The sequence below is a fragment of the Achromobacter sp. genome (genome assembly GCF_050285565.1).
Lineage (GTDB): Bacteria > Pseudomonadota > Gammaproteobacteria > Burkholderiales > Burkholderiaceae_B > Achromobacter.
In genome coordinates, this window is the sequence record NZ_JBLZXG010000011.1 from 157819 (window position 1) to 183156 (window position 25338).

Sequence of the window (25338 nt, forward strand, 5' to 3'; positions counted from 1 at the left end):
ATGAAAGTGGTTTCCCTGATCCGCAAGCCCGCCGCCTTGGCCTTGGTGCTGATCCTGGCCGGCTGCGGCGGCCTGCTCAAGAGCGCTTACCAAGCGCCCGCGACGCAGGCCCCGGCCGCCTGGCGCCACGGCGCGGGCGCCGATGCGCCGGCCAACGCGCTGGCCGCCGGCGGCGCCTGGTGGCGCAATTTCAACGACCCGGTGCTGGACGGCCTGGTCGATGGCGCGCTGGCGCGCAACAACGACCTGGCCGCCGCCGCCATCCGCGTGCGCCGCGCGCAATTGCAGGCCGGCCTGGCGCGGGACTCACTGATCCCGCAACTGTCCGGCACCGGCAACGTGACGCGCGCCCGCAACCTGCGCGGCGAACGCGAGATCACCCGCACCAACAGCGCCGAACTGTCGATCGGCTACGAGGTGGATCTGTGGGGCAAGCTCTCGCGCCAGCTCGACGCCGCCGAATGGGAGGCGCTGGCCAGCGAGCAGGACCGCCAGAGTTCGGCGCTGTCGCTGGTGGGCACCACGGCCACGCTGTACTGGCAGACCGCCTTCATCAACCAGCGTATCGCCAGCAGCCTGGAGAGCATCGCCTACGCCCGCAGGACGCAGGACCTGGTGCGCGCGCAGTACGCCGCCGGCGGCGCCTCGGCGCTGGAAGTGGCCGAGGCCGAGCAGACCGTGGCCAGCCAGCAGGCGGCGCACGCGCTGCTGGTGCAGCAACGGGTGGAATACGTGAACGCGCTGGCGATCCTGTTCGACGGCCCGCCCGACCGCGCCATGGCCGACCCGCAACGTCTGCCGCAATACCCGCTGCCGCAGGCGCGCGAAGGCGTGCCGGCCGAACTGCTGGGCCGCCGTCCCGACCTGCGCGCCGCCGAACTGCGCCTGCGGGAGTCGCTGTCGAACATCGACGCGGCCCGCGCCAGTTTCTATCCGACGCTGAACCTGACCGGCGCGCTGGGCAGCACCAGCCCGACGCTGTCGAATGTGCTGCAGAACCCGGTGGGCACGCTGGCGGGGGCGCTGACGCTGCCGTTCCTGCAATGGAACCGTCTTAGCCTGAACCTGCGGGTGTCACAGGCCGATTTCGACGAGCGGGTCGTAAGTTTCCGCCAGGCTTTGTACCAGGCGATGGCGGACGTGGAGAACGCGCTTTCGAACCGCACCCAGTTGCGCTTGCAGGCTGAACAACTGGAAGCGTCGCTGAAGGCGGCGCGCGAGGCCGAGCGCCTGTACGAAGTGCGCTACCGCGCCGGTTCGGTGTCATTGCGGTTCTGGCTGGATGCGCAGGAAAAGCGGCGCGCGGCCGAGATCGCGCGGGATGAGAATGCCCTGAATCGCCTCATTAACCAGGTGAAGGTCTACCAGGCGCTGGGAGGCGACGATGTTGCCGTCGTGGCCGGTTCTGGTGCGGTGGGCGGTCGATGAGCGGATCGCGCCGATAGCACCCTGAAAAAATGCCCTGGCGTCGGCGCGCGATATTGCCGGCGCCAGCATTGAAACCGGGTCGCCTTCGATCCTCCCGGCAGCATCCACTTCGATATTGGCACGGGCAGTGTGCAAGCTGACCCGCGGCACTTCGGCCCGTTCTCGAATCGTCGCCTGCGCCGTCAGATTCGGACGGTTTCACCCGATGCAATAGAAGACGGAAAGCAGCGTCAACTGACGCTGAATTATGAAGGCCGTCGCTACAATCTATTGACCGCGCAAGACACCCTCCAGGCTGATCCCGTTCGTTGCAATGGTGGATCACCATCACCGAAATACTCAGAATGAACTTGCGACTGCTGAAGTACTTCGCTGTGTTGGCCGACGAGTTGAACTATCGCCGCGCCGCCGAACGGCTGAATATCGAAATCTCGCCGTTGTCTCGCGCGATTCAATCGCTGGAAACCACCTTGGGGGTGTCTCTTTTTGTGCGCTCCAACCGCGGCACCCTGCTCACGCCGGAGGGGGAGGCGCTACGGGAACACATTCCGGCCATATTCAGCGCAATCGGCCATGCACGCGACAGCGTCCTAGGCGTGGCCATTGGCAATCACGGCGCGCTACATATTGCCCTGTCAGAAGGAATGAACCCGACGCGATTGACCGCGTTAATGGCCGGTTGCCGCGCGGACGAGCCGCGCGTGGTCATCCATTTTTCGGAGGTGCCATTCGCCCAGCAACTCGCAGGCCTGGACCAAGGCCTTTACGACCTGGGTTTCGCGCCATCCGACCACGTGGGCCGCGGCATCGTGGCTGAACGAGCCTGGCAAGACCCGATCCATGTGGTCCTCCCCACCGGCCACCCGCTGCTGGCGATGGAAATGATTCCATTGAGCGAGGTTCTCAGGCATCCCCTGGTACTTGGCGATCCCAAGTATTGCGAGGGATGCCGCCGGCAAATCGACCGCTTGATCAGTAAGGGTTCGGTCCAACCTCTCGTGGCGGCGCAGGTGCAATCGACCTATCTCATGCTTTCGATGGTGGCCGCTGGCGTCGGCCTCGCGCTGGTGGGTGCTTCCCAGGCCCTTTCAAACTGGGAACTCGGCATCCTCAGCCGCCCGCTGGCCGAGCCGGCGGCGTTGACGACTTGGCTCCTGCGCTCAACCCGCGTCTCGCGCCAGAACGTGACGCGCTTCGTTGAGCGGGTGATTGCCATGCGCGAAGACACCTCTCCACCTTCCCGCGCGCGGTAAACGGCCACTATCGGCGCGTGAGCCCGGCTCGATCACATCCACACGTTACCTTTTGGGCCTATCACGTTTCCCATAAGGCAACGTGATAGGCCTTTCGCCGTTCTAGATTGAAAGATCCAATTCCCTGCCTTTGTAGCGCTTTTGAGAAAGAAGTCAGGGGTGTCAATTGCTGGAATCAATCAGGAGCTGCTTGTGCAAGTATCCAATTCAACGCTGTCAGGTCCGAGCGGCCCGCTCGGATTCAACTATTCGCCGACCCGGTTCACTACGGACGCGAATGGGGAAGCCCGCTTCACCGAAGTCATGGGGTCTGCGAAGCAGAAATATATCGAAAGCCCCCCCGCATCGAAGGCCGTGATCCTGTCTGATAAGGCGGTGGCGCTGTCAAGCCAGGAGACCGAAGATGAGGATGCAGATCTCAGCTTGTTGGCGTGCTGGACACCGGAAGCTCTGGCGCGTTTCGCAAATAACTATACAGAGGCCGAACGGTATCAGAAGCTCGAGATTATGGTTTTCAATAGCGCATACACGCCAGGGCACGATTGCAGCGAACTCACGTCGGAGGGTGGGCCTATATATTATGGGACCACGAGAATTCTTGTCACGCCCGAAAGGGAGGCCGCATTAAAGCGGCAGCACGATACATTTTCAGCTCAACAGGAAGCCTTGTATGTCACCGAAATGAGTAAGGGGAGCTCGGCTATGGATATCTACAAGAAGATCGGGAAACTGATTTTGGCGCAGCCGGATGATTTTGCCTATAAATTTGGAATTAGTGTGAAATATCGCGAAAGAATGGATGCTCTTACCGCGGCTTATAACAGTGCGCATAATAACCAGTTTGGCAGGCATGGCGATCATTCCCCATCTAGTATGCCACTCACGAATGAGTCAAAGGTTGACGCATTGGTGAAAGCGAAGACTAGCCTTGCGCATAATTCCGTATTGCAAAAAGCGAGTGATCTAGAGCGGCAGCGGCAGCAAATATTAATGGACCTGATTCATGGGAAAGCAGGTTTCAGGTCTAAATCTGCATCCAGTCACCGAGTGTAGGTTGTAAATTTAAAAGTCCTGTGCCCGGGTTGTTTTTTAGAAAAAAGTCCTGGCAGAAGTGGCGTTCGATGATTTTCATCGGGCATTTTTTATTTCGTAATCTGGCCGGTTTTGCCTGATTTATAAGGTCACGCGTGTTCCAAAAATAGCAATGTGCGAGTTCATGGCCGCGTTCAAATTGAGGTGGCAGGTTGTCAACCTGCTTCACCCTGCATGTTGGCCAAGTTTTTGAAGCATAAGTCATCCCAAGGTGAGTTCGGCATCAGTCGATGATTGATGCATAGTCAACGTACCCCATGGAGAGATTTTATGAAAAATCGATTGTTGCATGTTTCGGTTGTTGCTTCGCTTTTGTTCTCCGGCAGCGCGTTTGCCGGTGATTATGTGTGGTCCACCTATAAGAGTGGTGACTATGTGTCGAGAAGAGGGGGAACCGCCACGGTTGTGTATCAACCCAGCAATTTTCTTGTCTCGCCACTGGGAAAGACCGTCACCGGTGTGCAAGTTCAGCTTCAAGATAGTTCCCAGGCAAACGTATCAATGGAGGTTTGCTATAACGGTCCGATCGATTGCTATCCCATAACCTACAATGGGCAAATCTATAAAATGTTCAATGGCAGGCCGGCCGATAAGCCGTTCACGGTAAGGTATACCGGTACCGGCCTCGGTCCATATCCCCGTTACATCCTCGCCACGATGGTGGTGTATTACAACGATTAAGTAAGCCTAAGCGATAGCGACTTATCGCAGATCTGGCGATAAATCGCTGTCGAGCATGTTGGGTGCAGTATGGGTATTGTGAGCCGATGCAAATCGCATGTGCAACGCGCTCAGCACCCAACTTTCATATTACGCATGCCAACGGTGCCTATGGCATGGGCGGCCCACCTTGTGCTCTGTGTGGTGCTAGGCCCAGGTTATTCATCTATTTGCTGGGTGCTCGGAAGCCACGTCGGCAGATCGGCATCGTCAACTTTTGTGTAAACCATGATCCGCGCATTAAAGCCGCCAACACCGGGAGATCCACTCGTGTGTTGCCCTTTTGGTATCACGCCTTTCTCATAAAGCAACGCGAGGACTGTTTGCTATTTTAAATTGGAAGATCAATTTCCCGCAGGAGTTTCCAATGCAGATATCTACTTCAACGCTATTCGGCCCTCGCGTTCCGTTCGGAGTAAAAGGTCCGTCGGCGCGCCTCACTACGGATGTGACTGGTGAATCTACTTTTACCGAGGTCATGGGTAAGGAGAAGCATCTTGAAAGTCCGTCGGAATCGAAAGCCGTGATTCTGTCCGATAAAGCATTGGTCTTGGTAAATAAAGAAGCAGACGAGGACGCTGATCTCAGTTTGTTAGCGTGCTGGACACCGGCTGAGCTGGCGCGGTTCACCAAGAACTATACGGAAAGCGAGCGGCTCGAGGAACTGGATATTATGGTTTTTAACAGTCAATATTCACCGGGGTGCGATTGCAGTGAGCTTACTGAAGATGGTGGTCAGATTTACTATGCGACCACGAGGATTCCGGTTACCCCAGAAAGTGAAATTGTCGACAGGCGGCAGTCAGATACGTTCGTTGCGCAGTTGAAATCCATGTATAAGGCCGAAAGGAACAAAGGCAGCTCAGCGCTGGATATCTACAAGAAGATCGGAAAATTGATTCTGTCCCAACCGGATGATTTTGCTTATAGGTTCGGATTCAGTGTCACGTTTCGCGACAGGGTGGAGTCCATGCAATGGGGGGGACGTGCTAAGCCGGTCGAACGGCAGCGCGGTGATTTTTCTACCCTTAGTCACGCCGCTTCAGACGAATCGGATGTCGCGATGTTGAAAAAAATGAAAGATGGGTTTTCGCACAACAAGCTGCAACAGAGGGTACATGATATGGAGCGAGACAGGCAGCACCAACTGATGGACCTGTTGTATGGGAAAGTGAACCATAAGTCGAAACCTGCAGGTCGCCAGGCGTAAATTAGGTTCCTCCGAAAAATGCGCATGTCGCATTTTTCGGAAAGGCGTCGGCATATTGGATTCGCCGGGCCTAATAAAGATGGTCAGACAGAACCCCGCTCGGCGTAGCGCTTCGTGGGGATCGGGCTGACCATAGCTTTTTTATGGCTAGGGGCAAAACCATATTTTTCTGACCCATACGGTAACGCGTGTTCCTGAAATAGCAATAAACGACGCCGTTGCTGCGTTCAAATTGATATGCAGGTTGTCAACCTGTCCACCCCGTATGTTGTCAGGCTGAAAGCAAGTCATCTAAGGGGGGGCATCAATCGGTGATTGATGCGTAGTTTCATACCTGGCCCTGGAGAGATACCATGAAAACCCCATTGCTGCATGCATTGGTTATTACTTCGCTTTTTTTCTCCGGCAGCGCGTTTGCCGGTGATTATGTGTGGTCCACCTATAAGAGTGGCGACTATGTGTCGAGAAGAGGAGGAACCGCCACGGTTGTGTATCAACCCAGCAATTTCCTTGTTTCGCCAGTGGGGAAAACAATCAAGGGTGTGCAAGTTCAGCTTCAGGATAGTAGCCAAGCAAGCGTATCTATGCAGGTTTGCTATAACGGTCCGTTTGATTGCATTCCTTTATCCAATAACGGGCAGATATCGCAGTATTTTAATGGCAAGCTTGCCGATAATCCTTTCCATGTGAAATATACCGGCACTGGCCTTGGTCCATATCCCCGTTACATCCTCGCCACGATGGTGGTTTATTACAACGATTAAGTGAGCCTAAGCGATAGCGATTTATCGCAGATCCTGGCGATAAATCGCTGTCGGGCATGTTGGGGTGCACTATGGGTGTTGTGAGCTGATGCAAAACGCACGTGTAATGCGCTCAACATCCAGCTATTCACATTATGCATGCCAGCGGTGCCTATGGCATGGGCGTCCGACCTCGAGCTCTGTGTAGTGCTAGGCCCCCGGTTATTCATCTATTTGCAGGGCGCTCGGAAGCCACGTCGGCAGATCGGCGTCGCCCAACTTTTGTATAAGTCATGATCCGCGCATTAAAGCCGGCCAGCACCTGGAGATCCACTCGTGTGTTGCCTTTTTGGTATCACGCCCTTCTCATAAAGCAACGCGAGGACTGTTTGCTATTTTACATTGGAAGATCATATTTCCCGCAGGAGTTTCCAATGCAGATATCTGCTTCAACGCTATTTGGCCCTCGCGCTCCGCTCGCAGTAAAAGATCCGTCGACGCGCCTCACTACGGATGTGACTGGTGAATCTACTTTTACCGAGGTCATGGGTGCGGTTAAGGAGAATCATCTTGAAAGTCCGTCGGAATCGAAAGCCGTGATTCTGTCCGATAAAGCATTGGTCTTGGTAAATAAAGAAGCAGACGAGGACGCTGATCTCAGTTTGTTAGCGTGCTGGACACCGGCTGAACTGGCTCGCTTTGATAGAAATTATACTGAGGAAGAACGGTTCCAGCGCCTCAATACCATGGTTTTTAACAGCGGATACTCTACTGCGCATGATTGCACAGAGGCCATCTATGGAGGGCCGACTTATTATACGACCACGAGAATTCTGGTAACTCCTGAAAGTGAAGTTATCGATAAGCGACAATCCGATGCGTTCGTTGCCCAACTGCAATCCATGTACAGAGAAGAAGTGGAGAAGGGTAGTTCGGCAATGGATATCTATAAGAAGATTGGTAAATTGATTTTGTCTCAACCCGATGATTTTGCCTACAGGTTCGGATTCAGTGTCAAGTTTCGAGAGGCCGTGGAGTCCATGCCTCAATGGGGTCCTCGTGGCAATCCGTTCGAAGGACGCGATGATTCCTTTTCGCTCATGTATAGCCCTCCTGATGAATCGGACGTCGATACACTGGCGCAAATAAAGGGTGGAATTTCACAAAAAGCCATAATGCAGAAAGCCCGTGATATGGAGCGAGATAGACAATATTTTCTGATGGATTTGCTTTACAGAAATATGGGGAATAAGTCGAAATTGGCATCTGGTCGTTGAATTTATTGTATTGAAGTGGCTATTAAGGTGGTTCTCGTTATGGGCTAATGCTGGGCTGAGGTTCATCGAGACTTTGTTCGCGTGGGGGGCTGGCAGCCTGTTGGTCCATATATTGAATTCGAATAGATCTGGATTTTTTGACTGATTCAGATCGCAAAGATGTCGCACCATCCGCTCATCCAAATCACGCATGTCAGCCATGCCTATCGCAAAGGCAGCCAGTCAGTGAGCGTGCTGCGCGACGTGACGCTCGAGATCCATCCCGGCGAAACCTGCGCGATGCTCGGGGCGTCCGGTTCCGGCAAGAGCACCTTGCTCAATATCCTGGGCTTACTCGACCGGCCGTCGGCCGGCCAGTTCCTGTTTCGCGGACGAGACATGCTGGGTATCGATGAGAACGCCCGCGCCTGGGTGCGCAATCGAGAGATCGGGTTCGTTTTTCAGTCCTTCAACCTGTTGCCCCGTATGAACGCCCTCGATAACGTTGCGCTGCCACTGTTCTATCGTGGTATCCCGCGCGCGCAGGCGCGGGCCACGGCCATGGATTTGCTTCGTCAAGTTGGATTGGCCGATCGCGGCGGGCATCTCCCCGCCGATCTCTCCGGCGGGCAACGCCAGCGGGTCGCCATTGCCCGTGCCTTGGTGGGAGAACCCGCCCTGATTCTCGCGGACGAGCCGACCGGTAATCTGGATCAGGCTTCAGCCGAGAGCATCATGGCCTTGCTCATGGGGCTGAACCGCGAGCGGGCGGTCACGATCGTGATGGTGACGCACGATGCCAGCCTGGCGGCCCGCTTCTCGCGCCAGATTCACGTGAAGGATGGAGCATTGCATGAGCCTGCCCGCCGCCGTGGCGGGCGTTGATTCCCGGTGATTCAGCGCATGCGCGGCCCATCACTGGCACAAACCCTGCTGCAGGCGGTCGACAGCTTGCGCCAATTGGGTCGCCGGGCCTTATTGGCTCTGCTTGGCATCATGGTTGGCAGCACCGCCATCGTCGCGCTCCTGAATATCGGGCATAGCGCCGCCGAACAGGTGATGCGCATGTTCAAGGACATGGGTACGGATGTCCTGGTGGTGACTTTCCCGGTGACGGGCGCCCAGCCGCGCGCGCTGCCCCGCACGTTGGATGCCGGTGCGTTGGAGCAGGCCGTGCCCGGCATCCGCCATGCGGCGCCGCTGTCGGTCTACAACGTGCCGTTGCGCTTCGCGGGACGCACCACAGCTCTCAGGATCGTGGGCACGACGGCGGATCTTGCCGACGCGATGAATCTGCGCATGGCGCGGGGCCGTTTCCTGTCGCCCTTTGATCGCGATGCCACCTTTGCCGTCGTGGGTGCGCAAGCCGCGCTGGCGCTGGGCAGCCCGGCGCAGCCACTCGTTGTGGGGGACGCGCTGCAAATCGGCGGTTACTTGTATCAAGTCATCGGCATCACGCGCGGCATGAAAGGGAACCCGCTGATTCCGGTCGATGCCGACCGATCGGTGATTGTTCCCATTGAGGGCGTGCATCGATTGTTTCCCAAGCCTGAACTCGGCGCCATCCTGGCCAAGGCGAAGCCTCTGGCCGACCTGCCTGAAACGGCCAGCGCGCTGCGCGAGTACGTCATGACGCAGGTGCCCGGGAGGGAGGTTCAGGTGGATATTCCCCAGCAGTTGATCGACGGCCTCAAACGCCAATCGCGAACCTTTTCGTACATGCTGGCCGGATTGGGCGCGATCGCACTGCTGGTGGGCGGCGTGGGCGTGATGAACGTGATGCTGATGAGCGTCTTCGAAAGGCGGCGCGAGATCGGCCTTCGCCTGGCGCTTGGGGCGACGCGGCGCGACATCCGCCGGTTGTTCCTCGCCGAGGCCGGCCTGTTGGCCCTGGCCGGCGCGGCGCTGGGCGCGGTCTTCGGCGTTGGCGCGGCCTACGCTTTTGCGCGCTTCTCTGACTGGCAGTTCGTGCTGGCTCCCGCATCCCTGCCTCTGGGGATGGGGACTTCGCTGCTGACCGGGTTGTTCTTCGGTTGGTATCCGGCCATCGCGGCGGCGCGGCTGGAGCCTGTCCAGGCCTTGCGCGATGCATGACGGCACGCGGATGCTGATTGCGGCGCTTGGCGTCGCGACGCTGTTGCCCATGGCGCGCGCGGATGATGACCCGTCACCGTCTCGCCCCACCATGTCGCACCAAGCGCCGGTTCCACGGGGCGAGGACGTCGTCAATCTGACCGTGACCGATGCCGTCTTTCTCGGCCTGCGGGGCAATCGCAGCATACGCAGCGCCTACCTGAGTCGCCTGGCGCAGAAGTTCGACCTGCGCGTGGCCGAGGATTACTTTTCTCCCAAGCTGCTGGTGACCGGGAGGATCACCGGCAACCGCAATCAGGATGATCGTTCGCGACAGGGATTGTTTTCGCCCGAGACGACGATGGTGAGTGAATTCGGCACGCGTTTGAGCCTGGGTTGGATCCGCCAACTGAGCAACGCCAGCCGGACGGGCGGATTTCGGGACGATGGCGTCACGCTCGCGATCATTCAGCCCTTGCTGCGCGGCGCCGGGCGTGAGGTCGCAACCGCGCCTGTGCGCATGGCGCGATTGATCGAACAGAGCAATCGGCTGGCCTTGCAGGAGTCGGTTTCCCGGACTGTCACGCAGATCGTCCAGGCCTACTGGCAATTGCTGCGGGCACAGGAGCAAGTCACCATCGCCCAGGCGGCATTGCAGCGTTCCCGGGGGCTGCTGGAGATCAACAAGGCGTTGATCGCCGCCGGGCGCATGGCGCAGGTCGACGTGGTGCAGACCGAGGCGGATGTGGCTACCCAGGAATTCAATGTCGAGAATACCGACAACGATCTCAACGCCAGCCGATTGGCATTGCTGCAGCTGCTGGCCCTGGACCTGCACAGCCGGATCCGGGTCAGCGACACGCCGGAAAAAGCCCCTTCGAGACTCAGCCTGCAAGACGCCCAGCGTATCGCGCTGACGCATCAACCGCAGTATCTGCGGCAGGTGATCGCCCGTGAACAGGCCGATATCAATCTCGTGGTCGCGCGCGACAATCGCCTGTGGGATGTTGCCCTGATGGGCGGCGCCAGCCAAGGGCGAACCCGGCGAGCGGGCCAATCGGAAGCGGTCTCCGATCGCCGCTGGGAGGGTTATGTCGGGATCCAGCTCCAGATACCGATCGGCGACCTGAGCACGCGACAGGCTGAAGTCCATGCGAAAACCGATGCTGACAACCAGGCTTTGCTGCTTGAAAACGCCGAAAAGCAGTTGGCGCTGGACGTGAGCAACGCGGTGCGGGAATTGGCCTCGCGATGGCGCCAGTACGAAATCGCCGGGCGCGTGCGGGATCTCTCGCGCCAGAAGCTCGAGATCGAACATCAAAAGCTGCAGGCCGGGCGCTCGAGCAACTTCCAGGTCCTTGCCTTTGAAACCGATCTTCGCGGGGCGGAGAGCGCCCGGCTCAATGCCTTGATCAGCTACCTGGACGCCCAGGCGCAGTTGGACCTGGAGCTCGGCATGACGCTGCAAAGCTGGGGTATTTCGCTGAATGACTGAGTTCCGTGTCCATAAGCGTGGCCTGCTGGCGGCAGGCCTGGCGCTGCTTGCCGTCTTGGCGATCGTCTTTGCGTGGCATCAACCGCCGCGCGGCGAGCCACGGGAGGCCCCTTCTCCCTGGGTACGGATTTCGCCTCGTCCTGTCGATATTCGTCTTGGCGTGGTGGGGAAGATCGCCTCCGCGGAAATCGTCACGATCACGGCGCCCTTCGACGGCAATATCAAGTCCCTTGAGGTGGCGGAGGGACAACGGGTGGCCGCGGGCCAGCGCCTGTTCGAGATGGATATGACCCAGCTCGACATGCAACGGCGCCAGGCGCTGAGCGAGCAGATCAAGGCGCGCAAGGCCCTGAGCGACATCGATCATTGGGAGTCGGGCCCGGATGTCGCCCGTGCGCGTCAAGCCGTGTTGAGCGCGCGCCTCAGCTTGAACGATACGCAGGGGAAGCTGGTGGAGACGCGGCGGCTCTACGAACGTGGAATCGTTCCCCGCATGGAGCGGGACGCATTGATCCAACAGGAAAAGATGCAATCCCTGGCGGTGACGTCGGCCGAGGCGGAGCTGGCGAATACCCGGCAACGCGGCACGGGGGAGGCGCGGCAACTCGCGGAAATGGAATTGGCCAATGCTTCTGCCGCGGTCGACGCGCTGGGCACTGATGCCTCCGGGACGGTGACGGCGCCGTTCTCCGGTGTGGTGATCCGCGTTCCGGGCAACGCCAACGCCAGGCAGGACGCCACGGGCGATCCCTTGCTGGCGGGCGCCAAAGTGACGCAGGGCCAGGGGCTGTTGGCCGTCGCCAACGTCGAGCGCGTCAACGTCGTGGCCAAGGTCGACGAGACGGATCTGAATCAGCTGCGCCCGGGCCAGCGGGTGGAGATACGTGGCGACGGGTTCAGGGATCTGGTGCTGTCGGGTGAGTTGGAATCGATTGGCGTGCAGGGCCTCGAAGGCGATTCGCAGGCGGGCACGATGTACCGGGTTGTGATTGCCTTGCCCCCGCTGACGGCGGCGCAGCAGCGGGTGGTGCGGCTGGGAATGAGCGCAAGCGCCGCCATCGTGATATTTCATGACGACGGCGCCCTGGTGGTGCCTGCCACGGCGATTCGGACTGATGCGGATACGCGTCTCGTCCGGTTTCGTGAGTCCGCGAGCGCCCCCGAGCGGCAGGTGGCCGTCTCGGTCGGGCCTGCCACGCAAGACGGGGTCGTCGTGACCGGCCTTGCGCCGGGGTACGTGTGGACCCCGGGGGACCCTCGGCCGTGAAAATGGGGGAAGGGATCGTCCCACCGTCGGCCATATAAAATAGGCGCCCATGAACACCCCCCAAGAAAAAGCCGACATCGCCCGCCGCTTCGGCAGCCTGTCCCGCCTCTATGGCCCCGATGCTCCGGCGCGCCTGCAAAACGCCCACATCGCCGTCGCCGGACTTGGCGGCGTCGGCTCCTGGACCGTCGAAGCGCTGGCCCGTTGCGGCGTCGGCGCCCTGACGCTGATCGACCTGGACCACATCGCCGAATCCAACGTCAACCGGCAGATCCATGCGCTCACGCAGACCCTGGGGCAATCCAAGGTGGATGCCATGGCCGAGCGCGTCCTGGCCATCAATCCCGAGTGCCGCCTGACGCGCGTCGATGATTTCGTGTCGCCGGAGAACGTCGGCGAAGTGCTGCCCGGCCCCTACCACGCCATCATCGACTGCACCGACCAGGCCGCGGCCAAGATCGCCATGATCCTGCATGCGCGGGCGCTGGGAATTCCGATGCTGTTGTGCGGCGGCGCGGGCGGCAAGACCGATCCGCTGGCGTTGCGCGCCGGCGACCTGTCGGCGGCCGTCAACGACGCCTTGCTGGCCAAGCTGCGCAACAAGCTGCGGCGCGAGCATGGCTTTGCGCGGGCGTCCGACAAGAACGGCAAGGCGCTCAAACGGGTGCCGAAGATGGGCATCCACGCCCTGTGGTTCGACCAGCCCGCCATCCTGCCCGACGAATGGACGCGGCAGGCCGAGGCCGAGGACGATATGGGCGCTTCGGGGCAGGCCGTGGCGCCACAGGGGTTGTCGTGCGCCGGCTATGGCTCGGTGGTCACCGTGACCGCCGCCATGGGCATGGCGGCCGCCAACGAGGCCTTGCGGCTGGCGTTGTAAGGCGGGGGGCTGGCGCCGCCCGGTTCGGAACGGCGGGCCGCCGCGCCACGCTTGCGGCGCCGCGCCGTGCTCACAGCGCCACGAACACCACGCCGTCCTCGATCCTGACCGGATAGGTCGCCAGGTTGTCGCGCAGCGGCGAACAGAGCGCGCGGCCGTCGCGCACGTCGAAGCGGCCCTGGTGCAGCGGGCACTCGATCTCGTGGCCCGTCAGGAAGCCGTCGCACAGGCGAGCATTGCCGTGCGTACAGAGGTTGTCGGTGGCGTAGACGCTGCCGTCCACGCCGTACAGCGCGATCTCGCGATCGCCCGCCTGCACGGCGATCACGTCTTCGTCCGGCACGTCGGCCAGGGCGATGGCCTTGATCCAGTTCGTACTCATGTCGGGTGTCCTGGTCAGATGGGGTAGATCAGCGAATTCGGGATCAGCTCGCTGTCGAAGATGCACAGGCGCGATTCGAACTTCAGCCCGTCGGGCGTCCGCCGGATCACGTCCAGGTAGCGGCCGACGTTGTAGACCGTGGTCAGCTGGTTCGGCTTGGTGCGGAACACGGCGTAGTTCGCTTCCGCTTCGATCCGGTCGTCCCGCACGGACAGCACGCGCGGCGCGCCGACCACGTGGCGCTGGTAGTAGGGGTCGTGGAAGATGGTGTCGGTGGCGCCGTAGATGCGGTCCTTGAGCATGCCGCGGCTCTCGAACGACATGGTCGCCAGCGGATAGCCGCGCTCGTGGTTCTCGCGCGGCAGCACCTTGTAGACGCACTCCTCCAGGAAGAACTCGGGCCATTGTTCCCACTGCCCGGCGTCGAGCACGGCGGCGTAGTCGGTGTACAGACGGGTCAGTTGGTAGTACAGGGGAAAGTCCAGCATGTTCACGCCTCCGCTTGCATCACGCGGCGCCAGTAGGCGTACATGCCGCGGATCAGGGTTTCGGTCACCATGTGGTCGGTGTTCTCGGCGGTCTTGCCGCCCAGCTCTGCCACGCTGCGGTGCCAGGGCTTCTGCGCGAAGCCGGATTGCGAGAATTCGATGACTTCACCGTCGTCCGCCGAGACGAAGCCGGCCGGGCCGAACAGGTTGGCCTGGCGCAGGCGGCGTTGCGTCATCTCGGGCGTGTCGTCGGCGAAGCCGAAGTGCGTCCAGACGAAGTCGAAGGCGTCGTGGCCGACCGGCTGGATGTGGCGCGTCGACAGCGAGTTGACCTGCTGCTGGATGATGACGCTGGGGAACAGCGTCATCAGCACGGCGGTGGGGCCGTTCCACCAGGGTTCCGGCACGATGTCGAGAAAGCGCTCGTCATTCAGCGTCATCTGCTCCTTGAAGCTGGACACGCCGCTGGTGACGCTGCCCTTGCCGCCCTGGCCGCGGGTCGAGATCATGGCGGCGTGGCGGAAGTGGCGGTCCATCTTCAGTTCCGAGCGGTTGTCCGCGCGCCACAGGCCGAAAGTGACGAACCAGGTGTGCAGCAGGCCCGGGTGATACGGGTCCTTGATGTTCTCCTGCATCAGCTTCCAGTTGCCGGGGATGCGCTGGCGGCTGTAGCCGTGGATGACCAATTGACGGCCGTCGAAGACGCGGTCGAAGTAGTGCAGGATGTCCGGGCCCAGGTAGTCCTCCAGCGGCTCGACGTCATGGTCGAACGAGGCGAATACCACGCCGTTGCGGCAGGCCACGGCGAGCTTGGTCAGGCCGTGTTCCTCGGGTTTGAAGTCGGGCGGCATGCCGCCGTTGACGCGGCCGTCCTGCTTGACGCCGCGCCGGAACGGCACGCCGATCAGATTGCCCTGCAGGTCGTAGTTCCACTGGTGGTAGGGGCAGACGAATTCGCTGCGGTTGCCGGAACGTTCGCGGCAGAACTGCACGCCGCGGTGGGCGCAGACGTTCTCCACCACGCGCACCTGACCGTCGTTGTCGCGCAACAGGATGACGGAGCGCTCGCCCACGGCGGTGCGCTTGAAGTCGCCGGGGTTGGGGATTTCCGCTTCCAGGCCGACGTAGTTCCAGTGGCCGCGATAGAAGAAGCGCTCCAGCTCGCGCTGGTGCAGGGCGGCGTCGGTGTAGACGCCGAAGGGAATGCGGTGGCTGCCGCCGCCCTGCCAGGGCGGCACGAACGACAGCGGCTGTTCGGGGGCGTTCATCGGCGGCCTCCGGCGAGGCGGCCGCGCGGACAGGGCGGGGCGAGGGGATGGCGCATGGTTGTCTCCTTCATCCATCGGGGCCCGCGCGACATGGGCGCGGGCGTTTGTCGCATCATCGGCCAGGGTGTTAAATAAATAAATAGAATCTGGATGATGGCAACAATCACCAAAATGAATATTGGTGGAGACAAGCATGAACCTGCAAGACATCGACCTGAACCTGCTGGTCGTGTTCAACGAGCTGTGCAAGCACGGCCGGGTGTCGGCGGTGGCGCAGAACCTGGGCATCTCGCAACCCGGGGTCAGCAACGCGTTGGGGCGGCTGCGCAAGCTGCTGGGCGACGAGCTGTTCCTGCGCACCGCGCGCGGCATGGTGCCCACGCCGTATGCCGAGGCGCTGGCGCAGCCCATCGCCGACGCGCTGGCGGCGCTGCACGGCACGCTCAACGCCCGCGCCAGCTTCGATCCGGCGCGTAGCGAACGGGCCTTCGTCATCGGCGTGAACGACGTCGGTGAAACCTACTTCCTGCCGCGCCTGATGCGGGCCCTGGACGGCGCCGCGCCGGGCGTCACCATCCGCACCGTGCGCACCACCTCGATCGACGTCAAGGACGAGATGGAGCGCGGCCGCATCGACCTGGCGATGGGCTTCCTGCCGGGGCTGAAGCACGGTTTCTTCCAGCGCCGGCTGTTCCGCCAGCCGTATGTGTGCATCTTCCGCGAGGACCACCCGCTGGCGCGCACCGGCGTGTCGGCGCGGCAGTTCCGCGCCGCCGAGCACGTTGCCATCGTGTCCGAGGGCACCGGCCACGGGGTGGTGGACCAGGTCATCGAGCAGGCCGGCATCCGCCGGCGCCTGCGCCTGACGGTGCCGCACTTCATGGCGGTGGGCCCGGTGCTGCAGGCCACCGACATGATCGCGGTGGTGCCGCGCCGCTTCGCCGATTGCGCTTGCAAGCCGTTCGGCCTGGCCACCGCGCCCTGCCCGGTGAAGATCCCGGAGTCCGTCATCAACGTCTTCTGGCATGCCCGCAACCACCGCGAACCGGCCAACCAGTGGCTGCGGCAGGTGGTGGTGGAGCAGTTCGCGGACTAGCGGCGTGCGCGCGCATGCGCCGCGGCGGGCGCTGCGCGATTCAGGCTTCGCGCAGCGTGACCGTGAACCAGCCGCGCAGGGCGTTGGACAGCCGGATCTGGTCGGCGGCGTGCAGGTCTGCCAGGGTCAGCACGCGTTCCGTGACGTTGCCGGTGTCCAGCAGTTCGGCGCGCTGCACGCCGGGCAGGCAGCCGCTGTCGACCGGCGGGGTGTACCAGTCGCCATCCAGGCGCAGGTAGACGTTGCTGCGGCTGCCTTCGCACAGCTCGCCGCGTTCGTTCAGGTAGACCAGGTCGAAGATGTGCGGATGCGCCGGCAGCCATTCGATGGTCTTGGTGTACCAGGGGCGGTAGGTGGTCTTGTAGCGCAGCAGCGGTTCGGACGAGCGCAGCGCCTCGGGCGCCAGCATGATTTCCTGCGCCGCCGGCAGCGGCGGCAGCACGGCGGTCTGGATGTGGCGGCTGCCGTCGCGCGCGACCAGCAGGCGCAGGCGGTGCGCGCCGGGGGTGTTCAGGCTGAGCGCGGCGATCATGATGTCGCTTTGCACCGCGTTGCCGCCCCAGGTGTAGCCCAGCGCCTTGCACGACTGCTCCAGGCGGCGCAGGTGGCGCGCCAGCAGGGGCACGCGGTGCTCGGCGTCGACCAGGATGGTCTCGATCAGTTCGGGTTGCATGGGGGCTCCTGGTAAACGGCGGACGGCGGCGGGCGGGGCCGGGTTCTATCCTAACCCGCGCACACGGATTGCGCACTCAGGCGCGCAGGATGCGGGCCTTCCAGTGGCATTCCTGCCATTCCTCGGCCGGGTCGGAATCGTGCACGATGCCGCCGCCGACGCTGTAGACGCCGTGGCCGGCCGCGTCCAGCACCAGGGTGCGGATGGCCACGTTGAGCGAAAAGTCGCCGTCCGGGGCCAGCCAGCCGATGCTGCCGCAATACAGGCCGCGCGGCGCGGTTTCCAGCTGGCGGATGCGGCGCATGGCGGCGACCTTGGGCGCGCCGGTGATGGAGCCGCAGGGGAACAGCGCGCGCAGCACGTCCGCGAGCGTGGCGTCCGGCGCCTGCGCCGAGACGGTCGAGGTCATGGTCCAGACGGTGGGGTAGCGTTCCAGCGAGAACAGCGCCTCGACCTTGACCGAGCCGGGCGCGGCCAGCCGGCCCAGGTCGTTGCGCAGCAGGTCGACGATCATCAGGTTTTCGGCGCGGTTCTTGTCGCTGGCCAGCAGCGCCTGGCCCAGGCGTTCATCCTCGGCCGGATCGGGGTGGCGCGGCGCCGTGCCCTTCATGGGACGGGTGGTCAATCGCGCGCCGCGGCGGGTCACGAACAGCTCGGGCGAGAACGACAGCACCGTGCGCGCGCCGTCTTCGATGTAGGCGCCGTGCGCCACCGGGTTGCGGGCGGCGATGCGGCGGTACAGCGTGGCCGCGTCGCCCTGGTATTGCACGTCGAGCGGCTGGGTGTAGTTGACCTGGTACAGCTCGCCGGCGCCGATCAGCGCGCGGATGGCCTCGATCTGGCGCACGTAGCCGGCCTCGGTCATGCGCGGCGCGGGAATGCTGAGGGCGGCCGGGGGGCTGTCGGCCGCCGGCGGGTCCCATGGCGTTTCGTCGATCTGGCGCTCGAACACCAATGCCGTCAGGCGCGCCCGGCCGTCATCATGCGGCGGCGTCCAGGGACCGGCGGGCGCGGGCCGGGTGGCTTCGGGCAGCAGCCATTCGCCCAGCTCGTAGTCCAGCAGCAGCGCGACCCAATGTCCGCGCCGGCGTGCCGCGTCGATGGCGGTCAGCGCGGGGCCGACCTCGGCCGCCGTGCGCGCCTCGATGCGGGCCAGGAAACCGTCCAGCCGCAGGGCGCGGCCGGCCAGCCGGTCTTCAAAACGACAATGCATGACTCTCTTTACGGTTGCGCCAGGAATTCCGTCAGGACGCGGCCGGTATGGGAGTGGTCACGTAACGTCATGACGTGTTCCGGCGAGCCCTGCGCCACCAGCTTGCCGCCGCCAGTGCCGCCTTCGGGGCCCAGGTCCAGCAGCCAGTCGGCTTCGGCGATGACGTCGAGATTATGCTCGATCACCACCACCGTATTGCCGGCTTCCACCAGGCGGTGCAGCACGTGGATCAGCTTTTCCACGTCGGCCATCGACAGGCCCACGGTCGGTTCGTCCAGCACGTACAGCGTGTGCGGGATGCGCGAGGCGCGGCCGGTCTTGATCAGGCCGTCGGTCAGGCGCGCCTTGGACAGCTCGGTGACCAGCTTGATGCGCTGCGCCTCGCCGCCCGACAGCGTCGGCGACGGCTGGCCCAGCGTCAGGTAGCCCAGGCCGACGTCCTGCATCAGTTGCAGCGGGCGGTGGATCTTGGGATGGGCGGCGAAGTATTCGATGGCGTCATCGACTTCCATGGCCAGCAGTTCGCCGGCGTTCTTGCCGCGCATCTGCACGCTCAGCGTATCGCTGTTGAAGCGCGCGCCGTTGCAGGCATCGCACGGCACCTTCACGTCGGGCAGGAAGTTCATTTCGATGGTGCGCATGCCCTGGCCTTCGCAGATCGGGCAGCGGCCGTCGCCGGTGTTGAAGGAGAAGCGCGCCGAGGTCCAGCCGCGCATGCGCGCTTCGCGCGTGTCGGCGAACTGCTTGCGCACGTCGTCCCAGAAGCCGACGTAGGTGGCCGGGCACGAGCGCGGCGTCTTGCCGATCGGGGTCTGGTCCACCTCCAGCACGCGGTCGATCGCTTCCCAGCCCTGGATGCTTTCGCAACCGGCCCAGCCGGGCGCCTTGCCCTGCGAGACGGCCTGCATCAGGTTGTCCAGCAGCACTTCGCGCGCCAGCGTCGATTTGCCGGAGCCGGACACGCCGGTGACCACGCTCAGGCGGCCCACCGGGATCTTGGCGTCGACGCTGCGCAGGTTGTGCAGGCGCGCGCCCTTGATCTCGATCATTGGCGTGTCGGCCTCGACCGGGCGGCGGCCCTGCAGCGGGTGTTGCAGCGGCTTGGCCAGGTAGCGGCCGGTGACGGATTCGGGCGCGTCGATCAGGTCCTGCGCGCTGCCCTGCGCCACCACGCGGCCGCCGCGGATGCCGGCGCCGGGGCCGATATCGATGATGTGCGAGGCGCGGCGGATGGTGTCGTCGTCATGCTCGACCACCACCAGCGTGTTGCCGTTGCCTTCCAGCCGCGCCAGCGCGTCCAGCAGGATGCGGTTGTCGCGCGGGTGCAGGCCGATGGTGGGCTCGTCCAGCACGTAGCAGACGCCCTGCAGGTTCGAGCCCAGCTGCGCCGCCAGGCGGATGCGCTGCGCCTCGCCGCCCGACAGCGTGGGGGCGGCGCGGTCCAGCGCCAGGTAGTTCAGGCCGACTTCCTGCATGAAGTTCAGGCGGCCGCGGATTTCGGTGAGGATGTCGCGGGCGATCTCGCCTTCGCGGCCGCGCGCCACCAGGCCGGTGAAGAAGGTATGCGCGTCCGACACCGGCAGCGCGGCCAGTTCGGCGATCGACTTGTCGCGCCAGCGCACCGCGCGCGCGACCCGGTTCAGGCGCTGGCCGTCGCACTGCGTGCAGACCTTGGCCTCGCCTTCGTACCAGGCGTTCCAGGCGGTTTCCTCGCCGGTCTGCTCTTCGTCGAAGCCCTGCAATTGCAGGCCGGTGCCGAAGCAGCCGGTGCACCAGCCGTGCTTGGAGTTGTACGAGAACAGGCGCGGATCGGGCTCGGGGAAGCTGGTGCCGCACGACGGGCAGGCGCGCTTGACCGAGAAGTGCTGCTGCTGCAGTTCGCTATTCAGCGCCTCATGCAGCTTGTCCACCGGCCACACCACCGACATCACGCCCTGGCCGTTTTCCAGCGCGCTCTTGACGGCGGCGCGCAGGCCGGCCTCGTTGGCCGGGTCGACCACCACGTCGGCCACCGGCAGTTCGATGGTGTGTTCCTTGTAGCGGTCCAGGCGCGGCCACGGCGCCACCGGGATGAATTCGCCGTCGACCCGCAGGTGCGTGTGGCCCTTGGCGCCGGCCCACTTGGCCAGGTCGGTGTAGTAGCCCTTGCGCGCGGTGACCAGCGGCGCCAGCAGGCCGATGTGCTCGCCCTTGCGTTCGCGCAGCAGGCGCGCCACGATCTGGTCGGTGTTCTGCGGCTCCACCGCGACGTTGCAGTCGGGGCAGTATTGCGTGCCCAGCTTCACGTACAGCAGCCGCAGGAAGTGGTGGATCTCGGTCATGGTGGCCACGGTCGACTTGCGGCCGCCGCGGCTGGTGCGCTGCTCGATGGCCACGGTCGGCGGGATGCCGAAGATAGCGTCCACGTCGGGCTTGCCGGCCGGCTGCACGATGGCGCGGGCGTAGGCGTTCAGGGATTCGAGGTAACGGCGCTGGCCTTCGTTGAACAGGATGTCGAAGGCCAGGGTCGATTTGCCCGAGCCGGACACGCCGGTGATCACCGTGAACTTGTCGCGCGGGATCTCGACGCTGACGTTCTTCAGGTTGTGCTCGCGCGCATTGCGGATCTCGATCGCCATGTTGTCCTGGCGGCGCTTGCGCATGACGGCTTGCAGCGGCGTGCCTTCGCCCGCGGCGTAGGCCGCCGCTGGTTCGGCGATGCGGGCCGTCAGGCCGGCCTGCTCGGCCTCCTGCGCGTCGATGTCGCTGCTGACCACCACGTCGGCCGGCAGGATGCTGACTTCATAGTCGCGCAGCGCCGCGCCGGTGTGCGAGGCGGGGTTGGCCATCAGGTCCCGTGGGGTGCCGACGCCGATCACCAGGCCGCCGGCGTCGCCGCCTTCGGGGCCCAGGTCGATCAGCCAGTCGGCGGCGCGGATCACGTCCAGGTTGTGCTCGATCACCAGCAGCGTGTGGCCCGCGGCCAGCAGCTTGCGGAAGGCGCGCATCAGGCGCGCCACGTCGTCGAAGTGCAGGCCGGTGGTGGGCTCGTCGAACAGGAACAGGCTGCCCTTCTTGGCGACCTTGGCGGTGGAGATGCCGCTGCGCGCCGCTTCGGCCAGGTGGCCGGCCAGCTTCAGGCGCTGCGCCTCGCCGCCCGACAGCGTCGGCACCGGCTGGCCCAGCCGCACGTATTCCAGGCCGACGTCGGCCAGCGGCGCCAGCCCGGTCTGCACGTCGCGCAGGCCCTTGAAGAATTCCAGCGCCTCGCTCACGGTCATTTCCAGCACCTCGTCGATCGAGGCGCTCTTGCCCAGGTGTTCGACGCGCACTTCCAGCACTTCGGGGCGGAAGCGCTTGCCGTCGCAATCGGGGCAGCGCAGGTAGACGTCGGACAGGAACTGCATCTCGACGTGTTCGAAGCCGGTGCCGCCGCAGGTCGGGCAGCGGCCATCGCCGCCGTTGAAGCTGAAGGTGCCGGCGGTGTAGGCGCGTTCACGCGCCAGCGGCGCCTGCGCGAACAGTTTGCGGATCGCGTCGAACGCGCCGACATAGCTGGCCGGGTTGGAGCGCGCGGTCTTGCCGATCGGGGTCTGGTCGACCATGACGACGTCGGCGATCTGCTCGGCGCCCAGCAGGCGCTCGAACGCGCCCGGCGCTTCCGACGGCTTGCCTTTTTGCTTGAGCAGAGCCGGGTAGAGCACGTCCTGCACCAGCGTCGACTTGCCCGAGCCGGACACGCCCGTGACGCACACCAGCCGGCCCAGCGGCAGCTCGACCGAGACGTTCTTCAGGTTGTGCGCGCTGACGCCTTCGAGCAGCAGGCGCGGGGTGCTGGCCGCCACCGGCATGGGGCGCGGCGCTTCGACGCGCTGGCGTCCGCCAAGATAGTCGCCGGTCAGCGTGCGGGCCGCGCGCAGCTGCGCCGGCGTGCCGTCGAACACGATCTGGCCGCCACGTTCGCCGGGGCCGGGGCCGATGTCGATGATGCGGTCGGCGGCCACCATGACCTGCGGGTCATGCTCCACCACCACCAGCGTGTTGCCGGCGTTGCGCAGCCGGTGCATGACCTCGACCACGCGGTGCATGTCGCGCGGGTGCAGGCCGATGGAGGGCTCGTCCAGCACGAACAGCGTGTTCACCAGCGAGGTGCCGAGCGCGGTGGTCAGGTTGATGCGCTGCACTTCGCCGCCGGACAGCGTGCGGCTCTGGCGGTCCAGCGTCAGGTAGCCCAGGCCGACGTCGCACAGGAATTTCAGGCGCGCGCGCACCTCGGTCATGAGCAGGTCGGTGGCGGCGTCGAGCGCGCCTTCGAACGACAGCTTGTCGAAGAACGCGCGCACGCGCTCGATCGGCAGCAGCATCACGTCGTGGATCGACAGGCCGTTCAGCGTGTCGAGCTGCGCGCGGCTCCAGTTGGCGCCGACCGGCATGAAGCGCTTGTAGCGCCCATCTTCCGGCGGCAGCACGGTGTCGGCCTCGGCCTTGGTGCCCAGGCGCCACAGCAGCGCGTCGGGCTTGAGGCGCGCGCCGTTGCAGGTGGGGCAGGGCGTGTAGCTGCGGTATTTGGACAGCAGCACGCGCACGTGCATCTTGTACGACTTGGTCTCGAGCCAGTCGAAGAAGCGCTGCACGCCGTACCACTGGTGCTTCCAGGCGTCGTTGCCGCCCTTCCAGTCGGGCGTGCCGTACAGCACCCAGCGCTTGTGCTCCTCGCTCAGGCTCTTCCATGGCACGCCCAACGGGATGCCGGCGCGCGGCGCGTACTTCTGCAGCTCGTCCTGGCACTCCTTGTACGAGGGCGTGGTCCAGGGCTTGATGGCGCCTTCCAGCAGCGTCTTGTTCTCGTCGGGGATGACCAGGCCGAAGTCGATGCCGATCACGCGGCCGAAGCCGCGGCAGGCTTCGCAGGCGCCCAACGGCGAGTTGAACGAGAAGCTGCTGGGCAACGGATCGGTGTACTCGATATTGCAGTCGGCGCAGTGCAGGCGGTCGCTGTACTTCCAGATTTGCGCGTCGGCGCCCTCGGCCTCCATGACGTACACGGCCAGGTGGCCGGCGCCCATGCGCAGCGCGGTGTCCAGCGCCTCCATCACGCGCTCGCGCTCGGTGCCGGCGAAGCGGAAGCGGTCCTGGATCACGTGCAGGATGCGGCGCGCCTCGGTGTTGGCCTTGGCCTTGCCCTTTTCCTTTTTGGCGCCCTTGGCCGGCGCGGCGGCGCGCGGCACGGCGGTTTCCTCGGCGTGCACGCGGGTGTAGCCCTGCTGTTCGAGGAAGCCGCGCACTTCGTCTTCGGTGAAGTTGGCGGGCACGGCGATGGGGAAAGTCACCACCAGGCGCGGATCGTTCGCGGCGGCCGCGCGCTCGGCCAGCGAGCGGTAGATGGATTCGGGCGTATCACGCTGCACCACCTTGCCGCAACCGCGGCAATGCAGCCGCGCGCCACGCGCGAACAACAGCTTGATGTGGTCATTGAGCTCGGTCATCGTGCCGACCGTGCTGCGCGAGCTGCGCACCGGGTTGGTCTGGTCGATGGCGATGGCCGGCAGGATGCCCTCGATACGGTCCACCTGCGGCTTGTCCATGCGGTCCAGGAACTGGCGCGCATAGGGCGAGAAGGTTTCCACGTAGCGGCGCTGGCCCTCGGCGTAGAGGGTGTCGAAGGCCAGCGAACTTTTGCCGGACCCCGACACGCCGGTCACGACCACCAGTTCGCCGGTGGCGATGGTCAGGTCCAGGTTCTTGAGATTGTTCTGGCGGGCGCCAACGATGCGGATTTGGGAGCTCATGGACGGTATCGTAGCCTGAGGGAGGGCGCGGGCCCGGACGACGGCCTGTGGCTGGTTCCGGGCGCGGCGATGTGGAATAATTGCCTATATCGTGAGGCATGTGTCCACAATGTGGGCAATCATGCGCTACGCTGCTGTACAAATAAACAGTATCGCAGATTCGTCTGAATTTAGCGCGGCTTGCCTGCGGCATGCCGCATACGCAGGGTCAACGCGGGGCATCTTCCCGAGATGGGGGTGGTGGTGACGGAATCCAAGGTGGCGGGCGCCGCGGCGTTCGCCAAGTTCATGACGGTGCTGCAGGCGGTGGCGGACGCGCCCAGTCCGCCCACGGCGGCGGCCCTGGCGCGCGGCTGCGGCTACCCGCGGCCCACGGTCTACCGCATCGTCGCGGCGCTGGCCGAGCAGGGCATGGTGGTCGAGAGCGACGGTGCCTACCGTCTCGGGCCGCGTCTGCTGGCGCTGGCCAGCCGCGCCTGGTCGCAGTTCGACCTGCGCGCCGCGCTGGCGGCCGACCTGCGGGCGCTGCGCGACGAAACCGGCGAAACCGTGCACCTGGCGGTGCCCGCGGGGGCCGAAATGATCTATATCGACAAGCTCGAAAGCCCCGGCCCGGTGCGCATGGCCTCGCGCGTCGGCGCGACCGTGGCCCTGCATTCCAGCGCGGTGGGCAAGGCCTATCTGGCGGCGCTCGGCGACACCGCGCGCGAGTCCCTGCTGCGCGGCCTGCCGCTGGAATCGCGCATGCCCGGCACCGTGGCGGACCTGCCCGCGCTGCGGGCGGCGCTGGCCGAGACGGCGGCGCGCGGCTACGCCCTGGACAACGAGGAAAACGAGCCCGGCATCGTCTGCTATGGCGTGGCGCTGCGCGACGCCGCCGGCCAACCGGTGGCCTGCGTCAGCATCAGCACCCTGCTGTTCCGGCGCCGCGACGATCCGCAGTCCGCCTATATCGAACCCCTGCTGCGGCTGCGCGATGCGGCCGCCGCCAAACTCGCCATGCTGCCCTCGGGCGGCGCCTGAACGATCCCTC

The 25338-nt window shown here is 63.9% G+C and carries 20 protein-coding genes; 14 read left to right on the plus strand and 6 right to left on the minus strand.

Annotated features, from left to right (window positions below; all coding sequences use genetic code 11):
- From ACN6O8_RS22405 to ACN6O8_RS22460, 12 genes are all read left to right on the plus strand, one after another.
- On the plus strand, positions 1-1428 hold the full coding sequence (locus ACN6O8_RS22405) for an efflux transporter outer membrane subunit (RefSeq protein ID WP_427993185.1): 1428 nt from the start codon (positions 1-3) through the stop codon (positions 1426-1428).
- Positions 1429-1736: 308 nt separating this feature from the next.
- Positions 1737-2681: a LysR substrate-binding domain-containing protein gene (locus ACN6O8_RS22410; RefSeq protein WP_427993186.1), complete on the plus strand. Its 945-nt coding sequence runs from the start codon at positions 1737-1739 to the stop codon at positions 2679-2681.
- 192 nt (positions 2682-2873) lie between these two features.
- Positions 2874-3734 (plus strand): hypothetical protein, encoded by an 861-nt coding sequence (locus ACN6O8_RS22415; protein ID WP_427993187.1) that lies wholly within the window; start codon positions 2874-2876, stop codon positions 3732-3734.
- Between the two features lie 309 nt (positions 3735-4043).
- Positions 4044-4454 (plus strand): hypothetical protein, encoded by a 411-nt coding sequence (locus ACN6O8_RS22420; protein ID WP_427993188.1) that lies wholly within the window; start codon positions 4044-4046, stop codon positions 4452-4454.
- A 406-nt stretch (positions 4455-4860) separates the two neighbouring features.
- Positions 4861-5703: a hypothetical protein gene (locus tag ACN6O8_RS22425; protein WP_427993189.1), complete on the plus strand. Its 843-nt coding sequence runs from the start codon at positions 4861-4863 to the stop codon at positions 5701-5703.
- 353 nt (positions 5704-6056) lie between these two features.
- Positions 6057-6467, plus strand: coding sequence for a hypothetical protein (locus ACN6O8_RS22430; protein ID WP_427993190.1), 411 nt, complete (start codon positions 6057-6059; stop codon positions 6465-6467).
- 413 nt (positions 6468-6880) lie between these two features.
- A complete protein-coding gene (locus ACN6O8_RS22435; protein WP_427993191.1) occupies positions 6881-7723 on the plus strand; it encodes a hypothetical protein in 843 nt (280 codons plus the stop codon).
- A 159-nt stretch (positions 7724-7882) separates the two neighbouring features.
- Positions 7883-8587: an ABC transporter ATP-binding protein gene (locus ACN6O8_RS22440; protein WP_427993192.1), complete on the plus strand. Its 705-nt coding sequence runs from the start codon at positions 7883-7885 to the stop codon at positions 8585-8587.
- A gap of 6 nt (positions 8588-8593) precedes the next feature.
- Positions 8594-9796, plus strand: a complete 1203-nt coding sequence (locus tag ACN6O8_RS22445) for an ABC transporter permease (protein WP_427993193.1) — start codon at positions 8594-8596, stop codon at positions 9794-9796.
- Entirely contained in the window at positions 9789-11270 is a 1482-nt protein-coding gene (locus ACN6O8_RS22450) for a TolC family protein (RefSeq protein WP_427993194.1), read from the plus strand. The genes ACN6O8_RS22445 and ACN6O8_RS22450 overlap by 8 nt, the downstream gene beginning before the upstream one ends.
- Positions 11263-12537, plus strand: coding sequence for an efflux RND transporter periplasmic adaptor subunit (locus tag ACN6O8_RS22455; protein ID WP_427993195.1), 1275 nt, complete (start codon positions 11263-11265; stop codon positions 12535-12537). Before ACN6O8_RS22450 ends, ACN6O8_RS22455 begins: the two co-directional genes overlap by 8 nt.
- 49 nt (positions 12538-12586) lie before the next feature.
- Positions 12587-13417 carry a tRNA threonylcarbamoyladenosine dehydratase gene (locus ACN6O8_RS22460; protein ID WP_427993196.1) on the plus strand — a complete coding sequence of 277 codons (831 nt, stop codon included), beginning with the start codon at positions 12587-12589 and terminating at the stop codon, positions 13415-13417.
- A gap of 70 nt (positions 13418-13487) precedes the next feature.
- On the opposite strand, the gene ACN6O8_RS22465 is transcribed toward ACN6O8_RS22460, so the two are convergent.
- From ACN6O8_RS22465 to ACN6O8_RS22475, 3 genes are read right to left on the minus strand one after another with little or no spacing between them, the layout of a single operon-like run.
- Positions 13488-13799 (minus strand): non-heme iron oxygenase ferredoxin subunit, encoded by a 312-nt coding sequence (locus tag ACN6O8_RS22465; RefSeq protein WP_427993197.1) that lies wholly within the window; start codon positions 13797-13799, stop codon positions 13488-13490.
- Between the two features lie 14 nt (positions 13800-13813).
- Positions 13814-14287: an aromatic-ring-hydroxylating dioxygenase subunit beta gene (locus tag ACN6O8_RS22470; RefSeq protein WP_427993198.1), complete on the minus strand. Its 474-nt coding sequence runs from the start codon at positions 14285-14287 to the stop codon at positions 13814-13816.
- A gap of 2 nt (positions 14288-14289) precedes the next feature.
- Entirely contained in the window at positions 14290-15555 is a 1266-nt protein-coding gene (locus ACN6O8_RS22475) for an aromatic ring-hydroxylating dioxygenase subunit alpha (RefSeq protein WP_427993199.1), read from the minus strand.
- 193 nt (positions 15556-15748) lie between these two features.
- Between ACN6O8_RS22475 and ACN6O8_RS22480 the strand changes: the two genes are divergently transcribed.
- Positions 15749-16651: a LysR family transcriptional regulator gene (locus ACN6O8_RS22480; RefSeq protein WP_427993200.1), complete on the plus strand. Its 903-nt coding sequence runs from the start codon at positions 15749-15751 to the stop codon at positions 16649-16651.
- A gap of 40 nt (positions 16652-16691) precedes the next feature.
- Here the strand turns inward: ACN6O8_RS22480 and ACN6O8_RS22485 are convergent, their stop codons facing one another.
- From ACN6O8_RS22485 to uvrA, 3 genes are all read right to left on the minus strand, one after another.
- On the minus strand, positions 16692-17324 hold the full coding sequence (locus ACN6O8_RS22485) for an aminotransferase class IV family protein (RefSeq protein WP_427993201.1): 633 nt from the start codon (positions 17322-17324) through the stop codon (positions 16692-16694).
- 76 nt (positions 17325-17400) lie between these two features.
- A complete protein-coding gene (locus tag ACN6O8_RS22490) occupies positions 17401-18537 on the minus strand; it encodes an aminodeoxychorismate synthase component I (protein WP_427993202.1) in 1137 nt (378 codons plus the stop codon).
- An 8-nt stretch (positions 18538-18545) separates the two neighbouring features.
- Positions 18546-24305, minus strand: a complete 5760-nt coding sequence (gene uvrA / locus ACN6O8_RS22495; protein WP_427993203.1) for an excinuclease ABC subunit UvrA — start codon at positions 24303-24305, stop codon at positions 18546-18548.
- 231 nt (positions 24306-24536) lie between these two features.
- Here uvrA and ACN6O8_RS22500 point away from each other — a divergent pair, with 231 nt between their 5' ends.
- Positions 24537-25328, plus strand: coding sequence for an IclR family transcriptional regulator (locus ACN6O8_RS22500; RefSeq protein WP_427993231.1), 792 nt, complete (start codon positions 24537-24539; stop codon positions 25326-25328).
- Positions 25329-25338: the final 10 nt, after the last annotated feature.